At 60.7% G+C, this 12,766-nt stretch carries 14 protein-coding genes; 3 read left to right on the top strand and 11 right to left on the bottom strand.

Annotated features, from left to right (window positions below; genetic code table 11):
• The first annotated feature begins 17 nt into the window (after nucleotides 1-17).
• Nucleotides 18-224: a DUF2909 domain-containing protein gene (locus B3C1_RS20420; protein WP_008482492.1), complete on the top strand. Its 207-nt coding sequence runs from the start codon at nucleotides 18-20 to the stop codon at nucleotides 222-224.
• Here the strand turns inward: B3C1_RS20420 and B3C1_RS01770 are convergent.
• From B3C1_RS01770 to yvcK, 6 genes are all read right to left on the bottom strand, one after another.
• On the bottom strand, nucleotides 221-1,096 hold the full coding sequence (locus B3C1_RS01770) for a cytochrome c oxidase subunit 3 (protein ID WP_008482491.1): 876 nt from the start codon (nucleotides 1,094-1,096) through the stop codon (nucleotides 221-223). The two genes, B3C1_RS20420 and B3C1_RS01770, sit on opposite strands and share 4 nt — an antisense overlap.
• A complete protein-coding gene (locus B3C1_RS01765; RefSeq protein WP_008482490.1) occupies nucleotides 1,093-1,626 on the bottom strand; it encodes a cytochrome c oxidase assembly protein in 534 nt (177 codons plus the stop codon). Before B3C1_RS01765 ends, B3C1_RS01770 begins: the two co-directional genes overlap by 4 nt.
• Nucleotides 1,626-3,242 (bottom strand): cytochrome c oxidase subunit I, encoded by a 1,617-nt coding sequence (ctaD, locus tag B3C1_RS01760; protein WP_008482489.1) that lies wholly within the window; start codon nucleotides 3,240-3,242, stop codon nucleotides 1,626-1,628. Before ctaD ends, B3C1_RS01765 begins: the two co-directional genes overlap by 1 nt.
• 9 nt (nucleotides 3,243-3,251) lie before the next feature.
• Entirely contained in the window at nucleotides 3,252-4,406 is a 1,155-nt protein-coding gene (gene coxB / locus B3C1_RS01755) for a cytochrome c oxidase subunit II (protein WP_008482488.1), read from the bottom strand.
• 296 nt (nucleotides 4,407-4,702) lie between these two features.
• Nucleotides 4,703-5,320 (bottom strand): transcriptional repressor LexA, encoded by a 618-nt coding sequence (gene lexA / locus B3C1_RS01750; RefSeq protein ID WP_008482487.1) that lies wholly within the window; start codon nucleotides 5,318-5,320, stop codon nucleotides 4,703-4,705.
• A 119-nt stretch (nucleotides 5,321-5,439) separates the two neighbouring features.
• Nucleotides 5,440-6,360 (bottom strand): uridine diphosphate-N-acetylglucosamine-binding protein YvcK, encoded by a 921-nt coding sequence (gene yvcK, locus B3C1_RS01745; protein WP_008482485.1) that lies wholly within the window; start codon nucleotides 6,358-6,360, stop codon nucleotides 5,440-5,442.
• Between the two features lie 110 nt (nucleotides 6,361-6,470).
• Here yvcK and plsB point away from each other — a divergent pair, with 110 nt between their 5' ends.
• Complete coding sequence (plsB, locus tag B3C1_RS01740; protein ID WP_008482483.1) at nucleotides 6,471-8,930, top strand: glycerol-3-phosphate 1-O-acyltransferase PlsB; 2,460 nt, start codon at nucleotides 6,471-6,473, stop codon at nucleotides 8,928-8,930.
• A 38-nt stretch (nucleotides 8,931-8,968) separates the two neighbouring features.
• Here plsB and B3C1_RS01735 read toward each other — a convergent pair whose 3' ends face one another.
• From B3C1_RS01735 to B3C1_RS01725, 3 genes are all read right to left on the bottom strand, one after another.
• A complete protein-coding gene (locus B3C1_RS01735; protein ID WP_008482482.1) occupies nucleotides 8,969-9,571 on the bottom strand; it encodes a 2OG-Fe(II) oxygenase in 603 nt (200 codons plus the stop codon).
• 94 nt (nucleotides 9,572-9,665) lie between these two features.
• On the bottom strand, nucleotides 9,666-10,523 hold the full coding sequence (gene ubiA, locus B3C1_RS01730; RefSeq protein WP_008482481.1) for a 4-hydroxybenzoate octaprenyltransferase: 858 nt from the start codon (nucleotides 10,521-10,523) through the stop codon (nucleotides 9,666-9,668).
• Between the two features lie 7 nt (nucleotides 10,524-10,530).
• Entirely contained in the window at nucleotides 10,531-11,037 is a 507-nt protein-coding gene (locus tag B3C1_RS01725; RefSeq protein WP_008482480.1) for a chorismate--pyruvate lyase family protein, read from the bottom strand.
• Nucleotides 11,038-11,142: 105 nt separating this feature from the next.
• Here B3C1_RS01725 and B3C1_RS01720 point away from each other — a divergent pair, with 105 nt between their 5' ends.
• Nucleotides 11,143-11,547 carry a flagellar basal body-associated protein FliL gene (locus tag B3C1_RS01720; protein ID WP_008482479.1) on the top strand — a complete coding sequence of 135 codons (405 nt, stop codon included), beginning with the start codon at nucleotides 11,143-11,145 and terminating at the stop codon, nucleotides 11,545-11,547.
• On the opposite strand, the gene glpG is transcribed toward B3C1_RS01720, so the two are convergent.
• Together glpG and glpE are read right to left on the bottom strand one after the other, a co-directional pair.
• Nucleotides 11,541-12,365, bottom strand: coding sequence for a rhomboid family intramembrane serine protease GlpG (glpG, locus tag B3C1_RS01715; protein WP_008482478.1), 825 nt, complete (start codon nucleotides 12,363-12,365; stop codon nucleotides 11,541-11,543). The genes B3C1_RS01720 and glpG overlap by 7 nt on opposite strands.
• Entirely contained in the window at nucleotides 12,331-12,669 is a 339-nt protein-coding gene (glpE, locus tag B3C1_RS01710; protein ID WP_008482477.1) for a thiosulfate sulfurtransferase GlpE, read from the bottom strand. Before glpE ends, glpG begins: the two co-directional genes overlap by 35 nt.
• Between the last annotated feature and the right edge of the window lie 97 nt (nucleotides 12,670-12,766).

The following is a 12,766-nucleotide window of genomic DNA, read 5'->3' as shown; positions in this document are numbered from 1 at the left end:
AATTTCACCGCACCCCCATGCTTGTCAAAATCCTTATCGTTGCCCTGCTTTTGTATGTGGTGCTTAGCCTGTTTCGGGCCCTGTTCGCCATGCTGCGCCAGGGTGAGCAGGGCCAGATGACCCGCTTTTTGGGCCGCCGCCTGCTGATCTCCATCCTGGTCTTGGGGCTGGTGGTTGTACTTATCGCCACCGGCGTTATCCAGCCCCATTCCACCCCGCACTAGAGCACGTAGACGAACACGAACAGGCAGAGCCAGACCACGTCCACGAAGTGCCAATACCAGCTGGCCGCCATAAAGCCGAAATGCTTGTGGGGGCTGAAATGCCCCTTGAGAATGCGCAGCCACATCACCAGCAGCATCAGGGTGCCCAGGGTGACGTGCATGCCGTGGAAGCCGGTCAGCATGAAAAAGGTGTTGCCGTAGATGCCGGCGTGCAGGGTCAGGCCCATTTCGGTGTAGGCGTGGATGTACTCTTCGGCCTGCAGGAACAGGAACGCGGCTCCCAGCAGGATGGTCAACCCCAGCCAGGCTTTAAGGGGACCACGTTTACCCTTTTCCAGGCTCAGGTGCGCCAGGTGCACCGTCACCGAGGAGCTGAGCAGTATGATGGTGTTGTACAGGGGCAGCCCCTGCCAGGGCATGATCTCGGTTTCCTTACCACCGGGGGTGGCGGCCACAGGCCAAGTGCCGGCGAAGTCCGGCCACAACAGTTCATGGGTGAAGATGTTGTTGGACTCGCCCCCCAGCCAGGGCACGGCAAAGATGCGGGCATAGAACAGGGCGCCGAAGAAGGCCCCGAAAAACATCACTTCCGAGAAGATGAACCAGCTCATGCCCTGACGGAAAGACCTGTCCATCTGCGCCGAGTAGAGCCCTTTCATGGATTCATGGATAACGGTGCCGAACCAGCCAAAACACATCAGCACTATGGTGGTCAGCCCCGCCAACAACAGCCAGCCGCCGAAGCCTTCCTTGCCCTGGGTAACTTCCGGCACGTAGTGGCCGGCACCAAAGGCGATCATAAAGAGCCCCAGGGCGCCCACTATGGGCCAGATGGAGCTGGTGGGAACATAGTAATGCTCGTGTTGGTTCATGAGTTCTCCCTCGCACTGAGGTTGTAGAGGGTGTAGGAGAGGGTCAGGGTCTGGATCTCAGGCGGCAGCTCAGGGTCCAGGAAGAACAGCAGCCCCATCTGGGTGTCCTGCTTGGCCGCCAGGGGTTGGCGGTTAAAGCAGAAACATTCAATTTTGTGAAAGTATTTGGCCCCTAGCCCCGGCGCCACCGAGGGGATGGCCTGGGCCACGATTTCGTGGTTGGCCAGGTTCTTGGCGTAGAACTGCACCGTCTTGCGCTCGCCGGGATGCACCTCGACCCGGGTCACTTCCGGCTTGAACTCCCAAGGCAGGTCACCGCTGATGTAGGCAACAAACTCGACGGTGATCACCCGGCTGTCGTCTTCCATGTCCAGGCTGGGGGCCGCCACGGCGCCCCCGGTTTTGCCGTTGATGCCGGTCACCTGGCAAAAAACGTCATAGAGGGGCACCAGGGCAAAGGCAAAGCCGAACATCAGCGCCACCCCCAACAGCAGCTTCTTGACCAACCTGCTGTTGGCGTCGCCGGCCATCACTTGATCTCCGGTGGGGTGGTGAAGCTGTGATAGGGAGCCGGGCTTGGCAGGGTCCACTCCAGCCCTTCGGTGCCTTCCCAGACATGGTCACTGGCCGGCTTACCGCCCTTGATGCACTTGATCACCACCCACAGGAAGATGAGCTGGCTCAGGCCAAAGGCAAAGCCGCCGATGGACACTATCTTGTTGAGGTCGGCAAATTGTAGGGCGTAGTCGGGGATCCGTCTCGGCATACCGGCCAGCCCCAGAAAGTGCATGGGGAAGAACAGCACGTTCACCGAAACCAGCGAGCACCAGAAGTGCAGCTTGGCCAGGCCTTCGTCGAACATGTGCCCGGTCCACTTGGGTAGCCAGTAGTAGGCGGCGGCCATGATCGAGAAGATGGCCCCCGTCACCAGTACATAGTGGAAGTGGGCCACCACAAAGTAGGTGTCGTGATATTGGAAGTCCGCCGGGGGGATGGCCAGCATCAGCCCGGAAAAGCCCCCTATGGTGAACAACACCACGAAGGCCAGGGCAAACAGCATGGGCACTTCGAAACTGATGGACCCCTTCCAGAGGGTGGCCACCCAGTTGAACACCTTCACCCCGGTGGGCACCGCGATCAGCATGGTGCAGTACATGAAGAACAGCTCGCCAAACAGCGGCATGCCGGTGGTGAACATATGGTGGGCCCAGACCACGAAGCTCAAGCCGGCAATACTGGCGGTGGCATAGACCATGGACGAATAGCCGAACAGCTTCTTGCGGGCGAAGGTAGGCAGGATGGCGCTGATGATGCCGAAACTCGGCAAGATCATGATGTACACCTCGGGGTGCCCGAAGAACCAGAAGATGTGCTGGAACATCACCGGATCGCCGCCACCGGCGGCATTGAAAAAGTCGGTGCCGAAGTATTTGTCGGTGAGCACCATGGTCACGGCCCCCGCCAGCACCGGCATCACCGCGATCAGCAGGAAGGCGGTGATAAGCCAGGTCCAGACAAAGAGCGGCAGCTTCATCCAGGTCATGCCGGGGGCACGGAGGTTGAAGATGGTCACTATGACGTTGATGGCCCCCATGATGGAGCTGATCCCCATGATGTGGACCGAAAATACAAACAGCGCCGTGGAATCAGACGAATAGGTGGTGGACAAAGGGGCATAGAAGGTCCAGCCGAAAGCCGGGCCACCGCCGTCCATAAAGAGGCTGGACAGCAAGATGGTGAAGGCGAAAGGCAGGATCCAGAAGCTCCAGTTGTTCATGCGCGGCAGCGCCATGTCCGGCGCGCCGATCATCATGGGGATCATCCAGTTGGCAAGGCCCACGAAGGCCGGCATTACCGCACCGAACACCATGATAAGGCCGTGCACCGTGGTCATCTGGTTGAAAAACTGTGGCTCCACCAGTTGCAGCCCTGGCTGGAACAGCTCGGCGCGGATCACCATGGCCATGGAACCGCCGATCAGGAACATGATGAAACTGAACCAGAGGTAGAGACTGCCGATGTCCTTGTGGTTGGTGGTGGTTACCCAGCGCATCAGCCCCTTGGCCGGGCCATGGTGGGCATGTTCGTCATGATGCTCGCTGGCGCCTACGCCCCCTTGAGCATCCATTTCTCTGCTGACCTGCATGCGTGCCTCCTACTGAGCGGTGCCCTGGATAAAGTGATGGAGATCGGCGGCCTGGACGGCGTCGCCGGTGTCGTTGCCCCAGGCATTGCGTTCATAGGTGATGATGGCGGCCAACTCAGACAGGCTGAGCTGTTTGCCGAAGGCCTGCATGGCGGTGCCGCTCTTGCCGTTGATAACGATATCTAGATGGCCGTTGAGATCGCCCAGTGCGATGGCGCTGCCCTTGAGGGCGGGAATGGCCCCCGGCAGCCCTGCCCCATTGGGTTGGTGGCACATGGCACAGTGGCCGTTGTAGAGCTGCTCGCCCTGGGCCATTAGCTCGTCCATGGACCTGTTCATGGCCAGCAGCTTGTCTTCCTCGGCTTTCTTCTCGGCGATGCGAACCTGTTCGCCGGCCAGCCACTGGTCAAAATCCCCAGGGGTCTTGGCAATCACCACTATGGGCATAAAGCCGTGGTCTTTGCCGCACAGCTCGGCACATTGGCCACGGTAGATACCGGGTTCCTTGATACGGGTCTGCACCTGGTTGATAAAGCCTGGGTTGGCGTCTTTCTTGACGGCAAAGGCCGGCAGCCACCAGGAGTGGATCACGTCTTCTGAGGTGATGACGAAGCGGATATTGCGGTCGGTGGGCAGAACCAGGGGCCTGTCCACCTCCAGCAGGTAGTTGTCACCCTTTTGCAGGCGGTTGGCTATCTGATCCCTGGGGGTAGCCAGCAGGGAATAAAACCCCACATCCGTACCCAGGTACTGGTAATGCCATTTCCATTGGGAGCCGGTGATCTGCACTGTCAGGTCGGCCTTGCCGGCACCGTCATCGTCACCGCTGACCAGGGCCTGGGTGGCAGGCACCGCCATGGCGATCAAGATGATGAAGGGGATCAGGGTCCAGAGGATCTCCACCTTGGTGGACTCGTGGAAGTCGGCAGCCTGGGCCCCTTTGGACTTACGATGGCGGATCAGGCTGTAGAACATGACGCCAAACACCAGGACGCCAATGGCACAGCAGATATAGAAAATGGTCATGTGCAGGCCGTAGACCTGCTGGCTGAATTCGGTAACCCCTTCGGTCATGTTGTAGCCGTCGGCCCTGGCTCCCAACGCCAGGCAGCCGCAGGCCAGCGCCAACAAGCCGCCGACACGGTGATTGCTGCTCACGTGCATCTCCTCCGTCCATTTGCGTACCGCAAACGTCTGGAAAAGAGCCTTGCACAGTACCGCCAAGCTCTATGAAAGCTCTCCCCCGCCAACCCGCATCGACCACAAGAATACGGCTTTGCTTTCTGGATGCAGGGTGTGCCTGTAATCGATTCTTATCCGGCACGACTTTCTGTTGTTCTGCTTAAGACTTAATCAATATCCGGCACTTAGTCCAGTAACTCGAACAGATAAATAGCAAAAGGCCGCGAACTCGGACCAGCTCGCGGCCTTATGGCTAAGTTGTTTTTTGAAAAGGAAATTTAGAAGCTGCCGCTGCGAATAACGCCTACCGCCAAGCCCTCGATGGTGACCGGGGTTTCCCGCAGATCCACCAAAATATCCTCAAAGTCGTCGTTTTCGGCGATCAGCCGTAATTGGTGCCCTGACTGCTCCAGTCGTTTGACCGTCACCTCGTCCTCCACCCGGGCTACCACCACCTGGCCGTTGCGGGCCTGGGTGGTCTTGTGCACGGCCAGCAGGTCGCCGTCCATGATGCCGATCTTCTTCATGCTTTCCCCTTTGACCCGCAGCAAGAAATCGGCCCTGGGGTGGAAAAAGTCAGGATCCAGCTGGAAGTGGGACTCGATATGCTGGGTAGCCAAAATGGGTTCACCGGCAGCCACCTGGCCGATAAGGGGCAGGCCGCTTTCATCGTTGGCGCTTTCGTCTTCCAGCAGGCGGATGCCCCTGGAGGTGCCCGCCAGTATCTCTATTACCCCTTTCTTGGCCAGGGCCTTGAGATGCTCTTCGGCGGCGTTGGCCGACTTGAACCCCAGCTGCTGGGCGATCTCGGCCCGGGTCGGCGGCATGCCGCTGGCCGAAATACGGTCACGGATCAGCTCCAGGATTTGCTGTTGGCGCGGGGTAAGCGGACGCATGGGCACTCTCAACTGGTTTTATTTACAGTAACTGTCAGTATATCCAGTTCTTTGCAGATCGCAAGGCGCCTGGGCTACAGCCGTCACCACCCACAGGACCAGGACAATAATCCCCAGAGTTATCCACAGTTGGCCAGGATCTTTTCCAGGCCGTTGGCCAGGGCGGCCCTGTTATGGCGGTAAAAGATCTGCGATGACGCCAAGCTGACCTCCAGGCGCCTAACTCCCGGCGGTAACCCCTGCCAATCCAGGCCTGGCGGGCTCAGTACCCAGTCTACCGGCCTAAACCCCAAGCGCTGCTGCAGCCAGGCCAGGCGCCCACCGGCGCTGAGGGTGCGCACCGGGCTCTGCTCGGTACCGAGGTTTTCTACCCACACCTTCAGGGCCCGGCTTTGGCGAAAGGCATCGGCCAGGTCCGGCAGCAACAGGGGTGGCAGCACCGAGGTGAGGAAACTGCCCGGCCCCAGTACCAGCAGATCGGCTTCGCGTACGGCGTCCAGGGCCTCACGGGTGGCCGGCACCATGGGCGAGAGAGTCAACTCCCTGGGCATAGCTGCCAGGGCGTCCACGTGCACTTCCCCCAGGTGGGTTTCACCATTGGCGGCCACCGCCAACAGGTCGGCGGGTTGCTCGGTCATGGGCAGCAACTCGCATTTTACCCGCATCACTTGGCGCACCAGGTTAATGGCTTCGAGGGGGCGCACGCACAGATCGTCCAGGGCCAGCAGAATGAGGTTGCCCAGGTTGTGGCCGTTAAGCTCCCCCTCCCCTTCGAAGCGGTACTCGAAAAGGCGGCTGCCGGTGGAGGGCTGGGTGACCAACTGGTTGATACAGTTGCGCACATCCCCCCAGGCGATGCAGCTGTGGCTGCTGCGCAAGCGGCCGGTGGAGCCACCGTTGTCGGTGGTGGTGACAATGCCGGTAAGGCGGGGGCCGAGGAAACTCAGGGCCGACAGCATGCGGCCCAGGCCATGGCCGCCCCCCAGGGCCACGACCCGCTCCAGGGCCGACAAGTGGGGGCGGTAGACGGTGTCTGACATCTAAAGATCCACCTGGGACAGTTGCGCTAAGGTTAACGCGCAGGAAAAGACTTTGACAAAGACTTCTGTTAACCTAGCCGGCCGGCTAACTTCCACCGGGAATCACATCTGTGCTGCCGAGTTTTCTGCTCAAGGCCCTTAAATGGCCTGTTTCACTGACCGTTAAAAGCAAGCTGGTCCCGCAAGATCCCCTCAAGGAGCTGCGGATAGACCCGGCCAAGCCCATAGTCTATGCCTTCAAGACCGCCTCAGCCTCTGACGTGCTGGCGGTGCGCCGGGCCTGCTTTGCCCTGGGTCTACCGGACCCCACAGAGCCTCTGCGCCTCAACGGCCAGAGCCTGCCTCGCAGCCTGTTCCTGGACAAACCCGTGGCCTTGCTGACCCGCCGCCGTCGCCACGGTAACTTCCGGGACGACATCACCAGGCTGCTGTCGGTGCTGCGGGACAACAAGGACCAGGATATCCAGCTGCTGCCGGTATCCCTGTTCTGGGGCCGCCAGCCGGGCCATGAGAACCCGTCCCTGCTGGGGTCCATGCTGTCGGACTACGACTCCCCGTCCTGGCTGCGCAAAATGGTGGTAGTGGCCCTGTACGGCCGCGACAACTTTATCCGCTTTGCCCGCCCGGTATCCCTGCGTAACCTGCTGGACGACAGGGTCACCAGCGACGACGGCCTGGCCCACAAGCTGGCTCGGGTGGCCCGGGTGCATTTTTCCCGTCAGCGCCTGGTGATGACAGGGCCACGGCTGCCCGACCGGGAAAGCATGCTGGCCGCCCTGCTCAAGACCGACCCCATGCGCAGCGCCATCGAAGACGAGGCAAGGACCCGCAAGGAAGCCTATGCCCAAGCCGAGAAGCGCGCCGCTCAGTACCTGGACGAGATCGCCGCCAAGTTCTCACCGGGCTTCGTGCGCATGCTCGACCGGCTGCTGACCTGGATCTGGAACCGTATCTACAACGGCATCCAGGTCACCAACGCCGAAGTGGTGCGCCAACTGGCCCATGACGGCCACGAGATCGTCTACGTACCCTGCCACCGCTCCCACATGGACTACCTGCTGCTGTCCTACGTGATCTACCAGCAAGGCATGGTGCCGCCCCACATCGCTGCCGGCGTCAACCTCAACTTCTTCCCGGCCGGGCCCATGTTCCGCCGGGGCGGGGCTTTCTTTATCCGCCGTAGCTTCAAGGGCAACAAGCTCTATTCCACCGTGTTTAGGGAATACCTCTACAGCCTCTTCCAAAAAGGCTATTCGGTGAAATACTTCACCGAAGGGGGCCGTTCCCGCACCGGCCGCCTGCTGCCTCCCAAGACCGGCATGCTGGCCATGACGGTGCAAAGCCTGCTGCGCTCCAGCGAACGTCCCATCACCTTGGTGCCGGTCTACATCGGCTATGAACACGTGATGGAAGTGGGGTCCTACCTCAAGGAGCTGCGCGGCAATTCCAAGGAGAAGGAGTCCGGCTGGCAGGCCTTCAAGTCCTCCATCCAGGCCTTGCGCCAGGATTTCGGCCAGGGCTATGTCAACTTCGGCCAACCCATTCCCCTGGGCCAGTACCTGTCGGAAACCGTGCCCAACTGGCGCCAGTCCACCGACAACCCCGACGCCAAGCCCAGCTGGCTGACCCCCCTGGTCAACCGTCTGGGGGACGAGGTGCTGACCCGCATCAACGATGCCGCTGCCCTAAACGGCGTAACCCTCACCGCCCTGTCACTGTTGTGCGCCGAGCGCCGAGCCCTGTCACGGGAAGTGCTGGAAAGCCAGTTGGACCTGCTGCTGATCCTGGCCAAGGAGGCGCCCTACTCCGCCCAGATGACGGTACCGGAGCAAAACGGCAAAGCGCTGTTGGCCCAGACCCTCAACAGCGACAAGTTCCTGGTCAGCCAGGACGGCCTGGGGGATCTGGTGAGCCTGGACGAAACCCAGGCCATCGCCATGACCTACTACCGCAACAACATTCTGCACCTGTACATGCTGCCGTCCCTGGTAGCGCGAATGCTGCTGGCCGCGCCCCGCAGCCAGAGCCAGCTGGCCGAGCAGGTCCAGGCCCTGTACCCGCTGCTCAAGGCCGAACTGTTCATGGGTCTTAGCGAGGCAAGCCTGGCAGACCACGTCCAGGCGGTGCTGACCAGCCTGGCCCACCAGGGCTTGGTCACCGAAGAGAACGGGCGCTGGCAGGCCTGCGGCGTGCAGCGCCCAGGCTATCGCAAGCTAAGCCTGTTGGCCGGTGTCGCCGAGGAGTCCTTGCAGCGCTACGCCATAGTGCTGACCTTGCTGCGAAGCCCCGAGCCCCTGGGCCGGGCCGAACTGGAAAACCGTGCCCAGGCGGTAGCAGAAAGGCTGTCGGCACTCTTTGGCATCCAGGCGCCGGAGTTCTTCGACAAGAAGCTCATCGCTTCCCTCACTTCCACTCTGCGGGACGCCCAATTGGTGGAACTGGGTGAACAGAGCGAGCTGCTGCCCACCGACAAGGCCCTGGCCCTGGACGAGCTGGTGTTGACGCTGCTGTCCAACGAGGTGGCGGACACCATCCGCAACGTGCTTTGCAAGGATGGCCTCTGTAGTTAGGCCAGCCCCATAAAAAAGGCCCCTCGGGGCCTTTTTTATTAGAGCAACTGGACGCCGTCGCGGCGGAACCAGCCGGCAATGGAATAGCGGTCGTCCCCGGCCGGCAGCACTTCGTGGGGAAACTCTTCCGACAGGAAACATACCAGGGTACCCGGCTGGGGGCTGACCTTGTCCAGCAACTGGTCCTTGTCGTCATAGATGGCCAGCTCGCCGCCCGCATCCTGTGGCCACCAGGCGTTGAGGTAGACCACGGTGGACACCACCCGGTTGGAACGGCCACGGAAAGCGTCCAGGTGCTTTTGGTAGTAGTGGCCAGGGCCGTAGTGGGCGAAGTGGCACTCGAAATCGTTGAGGCCCAGGAACAGGCTGCGGTTGAGGGTTTGACGCAGCTCGTCCATCTGCGCCAGGTACTGCTGTTGTTGCAGGGAAAGGCCGTCCAACCAGAGGGTCTGGTCGTTGCGCACATCCAGGCGCTGCTGGTGTTCCAGATCCCGGCCTATGCCGGCCCGGCTTAGCTCGTCCTGGCGCACCAGCAATTCTGCACGCAGGGCGCTGCGCAGCTCGTCGTCGAGCCAGTTGGGCAGTACCACATAGCCATTGTCCACCAACCCCTGGACTATGGCCGCCAGCTTGTCACCCATAACACCCTTCCCAAAACGACAGGCCCCGCACGCTAGAGCGCCCGGGGCCTGGTGACAATTCAACTTCTTTATCGTGACGACAAGCGCCAGCGGCTCAATGCATCAGGTAGTCGGCAAAAAGGCCGACGGCGACCACCATGCCGGCATAGTTGTTGTCCAAGAAGGCCTTGAAGCAGGCCATGCGTTCACGATTGCGGATTTGCCACTGCTGGTGCACAAAGAGGCCGGCCATGGCCAAGACACCCAGGTAATAAGGCAGGCCAAGAGCTGCCACTTCACCCACCTTGAGCAGCAACAGCAGGGTGCACAGTTGCAGCAGACCGGTGATCAGCTTGTCGAAACGGCCAAAGAGAATGGCGGTGGACTTGACGCCGATACGCAGGTCGTCGTCCCTGTCCACCATGGCATAGAAGGTGTCGTAGGCGATAGTCCAGCAGATGTTGGCGGCAAAGAGCCACCAGATGGCGTCGTCTACTCTGTTGGCCTGGGCGGCGGCGGCCATGGGAATGCCCCAGCCAAAAGCCATACCAAGCACCAGTTGCGGCAAATGGGTATAGCGCTTCATAAAGGGGTAGAGCACTGCCAAGCCCAGAGCCACGAAGGACAGCTTGATGGTGTAGCTGTTAAGGGTCAGCACCAGGGCGAAGGACAGCAGACAGAGCACAGTGAATAGCACCAGGGCTTCACGGCTGCTGACCGCCCCCGTAGCCAGGGGCCTTTGGGCAGTGCGTTTGACATCACCGTCGACCTTGCGGTCGGCAAAATCGTTGATCACGCAACCGGCCGAGCGCATCAGGAAGACACCGGCGAAGAACACCGTGGTGATCCAGGGGTCCAGGTAGCCTTCACCGGCGATCAGCAGGGCCCAGAGGGTGGGCCAAAACAACAGCAGGGAGCCGATGGGCTTGTCGGCGCGCATCAGGCGCAGGTAATTGTGCAAGGTTTCGGTCATGGTGTTCTCAAAGGGTATCTAGCCGGTAGATGGGGGGCAAAAACGCCTCCATCACCCAGACCGGCGGCTTGCCTTCGGCTTTGAAAGCCGAACAGCGCGCCCAAAGTGATGTATCCGGAAAATCCAGGCCCAACTCTGCGGCCCTGACCTTGGCAATTTGAATGCCGCCACGGCGCCACTGGTCACCGTCGAACAGTTTCTCCCCCAGGGGCTGCTCCCCCAAGCCGCTAAAAGGATGGCCGGGGCCGGCCCATAAGCTTTTGGCAAAAATGCAGGGTGCCTCGTCGGCCAGCAGCAACACGGTGCGCTCAGTGACGTCGGTCGGCAGGCCCAGCCACTGGGCCTGGTGAGGCGAGAGGCTGAGGTCGTCAACACCCAGCAATTGGACCCGGAACTGCGTACTTCGGCTTTTCAGGCGGGCCGTCATGGACCCCTGGCCCAGCAACCAATCACGCTCCAAGGCGGTCAGCGCCGGTACCTGCGCCGTCGACATCCACTGCCAATCAGACCACATGCAGGACAATGCTCTTTTCAAAAGTGCCCCATGATATCACCGGCAACTGGCGAGCCAAGTGCTTTACTGGCAAAGTAGTGGCGCGACCGACTCAGGGAGAACCCAATGCGTTATCTGTTGCCCTTGCTGCTGATGCTGAGCACGCTGGCACCCATCGCAGCCTTGGCCGACAACCCGGCCCCCGCTGCAGACTACGGCTATTACGAGCTGGAACCGGACATCATCACTAACTACGTAGGCCAGGGGAACCGCCTGGGTTATGTGAAGCTGTCGGTGCAATTGATGGTCAAGGACAAGAGCAAGCTGGCCAAGGTGGAACACCACGCGCCACTGCTGCGCGACGCGCTGATTGAGATCCTTGGCAACCAGAACAGTGACGACATCAAGTCATTGCAGGGGCGGGAGCAGATCCGCAAAGCCTGCCTCAAAACCGCCCAAGATCTGATGCAGGCCGAGACCGGCGAACCGGTCGTTGCCGACCTGCTGTTTACCAAGTATCTCTATTACTGAGCCCGCTTGAAGGGCAGCGCCGCCAAGGCGCAACCTGCCACCAGGCCCCACAGGTGGGCCTGGTTGGCAATAGGTAGCCCTATGCCAACAAACCCAAGCACCAACCAGGCCAGCATGAACAGCACCAGGCTGTTGGGCAGGGCCAGGCCGCGTCTGGGATAAAGCAGGCCGGAGATCCAGAAGTATCCGAACAGGCCATAGACCACCCCGGACAGGCCGCCAAAGGCCGGGCCCGTAGCCAGGAACTGGGCCAGGTTACCGGCAAAGCCGGTCACCAAGGTCACCAGCAGCAGGTGCAATGACCCTTCCCGTTTTTCCAGCTTGCCCCCCAGATCCCACCACCACAGCAGGTTGAAACCGATGTGCAGCAAAGAGAAATGCAGCAATATCGGAGTGACCAGGCGGTAGCTGTCCCCCAGGGAAAGGTCTGTCAGGCTGCGGGGAAAGGCCAAGGCGTTGTAGAGCCCGGCATAACCCATCATCCAGGACAGGTAGACCAGGATAGTGACCGCCAAAAGCCCCAGGGTCAGGGGGCCGGCCACCAGCCGCAGCCGAGACCCCTTGGCATACTGGAATGGGGAGGGGCTGTCACCGCCGGACTGCCAACTGGCTTCCTGGTAACGTTCATCCAGGGGATGAGTCAGGAAATGTTGCCAGGCCGCCTCCACCCAATCGGGGGCCGGCAGGGCCACTTCCACCGCCACATCAGGCCCCTGGGGCAGCAGCCTGGCCGCCACCCCTTTGGCCCGCAGGAAATCCACAAAGCCCTGGGCCAGCCTGGGCTCAGGAAATTGACCCAGTATCTTGGTCGCGGACATAGGGATAAACCTTTCGCCAGGCTTCAAAACCACCGTCGAGGCTGTATACTTCCTCAAACCCCTGTTGCAGCAGGTATTGGGCTGCCCCCTGGCTGGATACGCCGTGGTAGCAGCAGACGATGACAGGGGTGTCAAAATCGGCCTCACCCATAAAACGGGTCAGGGTGCCGTTGGTCAGGTGGTAGGCCCCTTCGACATGGCCCCCCGCGAAACTGTTTTCGTCGCGGATATCCACCAGTCTGGCCTGGCCGTCATTGAGCTTCTGGAACGCTTCATCAATTGATATATGGGCAAACTGCTCCATACAATACCTCTCTAAGATCGCTGCCATAGCATACCCCTTATTGGCATCAGACGTTAACTTGACCAAAGGTTTTGGTTAAGCTTTAGGCAGAGACCCT

The organism is Gallaecimonas xiamenensis 3-C-1 (genome assembly GCF_000299915.1).
Classification (GTDB): Bacteria; Pseudomonadota; Gammaproteobacteria; order Enterobacterales; family Gallaecimonadaceae; genus Gallaecimonas; species Gallaecimonas xiamenensis.
The sequence above is the reverse complement of the archived record's forward strand: the minus strand, read 5'-3'. Positions and strand labels throughout refer to the sequence as shown.

What these genes read in the sequence shown, in the direction of transcription:
- B3C1_RS20420 (WP_008482492.1), top strand. Translation starts at nt 18, where the DNA reads ATGCTTGTCAAAATCCTTATCGTTGCCCTGCTTTTGTATGTGGTGCTT.
- B3C1_RS01770 (WP_008482491.1), bottom strand. Translation starts at nt 1,096, where the DNA reads ATGAACCAACACGAGCATTACTATGTTCCCACCAGCTCCATCTGGCCC.
- B3C1_RS01765 (WP_008482490.1), bottom strand. Translation starts at nt 1,626, where the DNA reads ATGGCCGGCGACGCCAACAGCAGGTTGGTCAAGAAGCTGCTGTTGGGG.
- ctaD (WP_008482489.1), bottom strand. Translation starts at nt 3,242, where the DNA reads ATGCAGGTCAGCAGAGAAATGGATGCTCAAGGGGGCGTAGGCGCCAGC.
- coxB (WP_008482488.1), bottom strand. Translation starts at nt 4,406, where the DNA reads ATGCACGTGAGCAGCAATCACCGTGTCGGCGGCTTGTTGGCGCTGGCC.
- lexA (WP_008482487.1), bottom strand. Translation starts at nt 5,320, where the DNA reads ATGCGTCCGCTTACCCCGCGCCAACAGCAAATCCTGGAGCTGATCCGT.
- yvcK (WP_008482485.1), bottom strand. Translation starts at nt 6,360, where the DNA reads ATGTCAGACACCGTCTACCGCCCCCACTTGTCGGCCCTGGAGCGGGTC.
- B3C1_RS01735 (WP_008482482.1), bottom strand. Translation starts at nt 9,571, where the DNA reads ATGGGTGACAAGCTGGCGGCCATAGTCCAGGGGTTGGTGGACAATGGC.
- ubiA (WP_008482481.1), bottom strand. Translation starts at nt 10,523, where the DNA reads ATGACCGAAACCTTGCACAATTACCTGCGCCTGATGCGCGCCGACAAG.
- B3C1_RS01725 (WP_008482480.1), bottom strand. Translation starts at nt 11,037, where the DNA reads ATGTGGTCTGATTGGCAGTGGATGTCGACGGCGCAGGTACCGGCGCTG.
- B3C1_RS01720 (WP_008482479.1), top strand. Translation starts at nt 11,143, where the DNA reads ATGCGTTATCTGTTGCCCTTGCTGCTGATGCTGAGCACGCTGGCACCC.
- glpG (WP_008482478.1), bottom strand. Translation starts at nt 12,365, where the DNA reads ATGTCCGCGACCAAGATACTGGGTCAATTTCCTGAGCCCAGGCTGGCC.
- glpE (WP_008482477.1), bottom strand. Translation starts at nt 12,669, where the DNA reads ATGGAGCAGTTTGCCCATATATCAATTGATGAAGCGTTCCAGAAGCTC.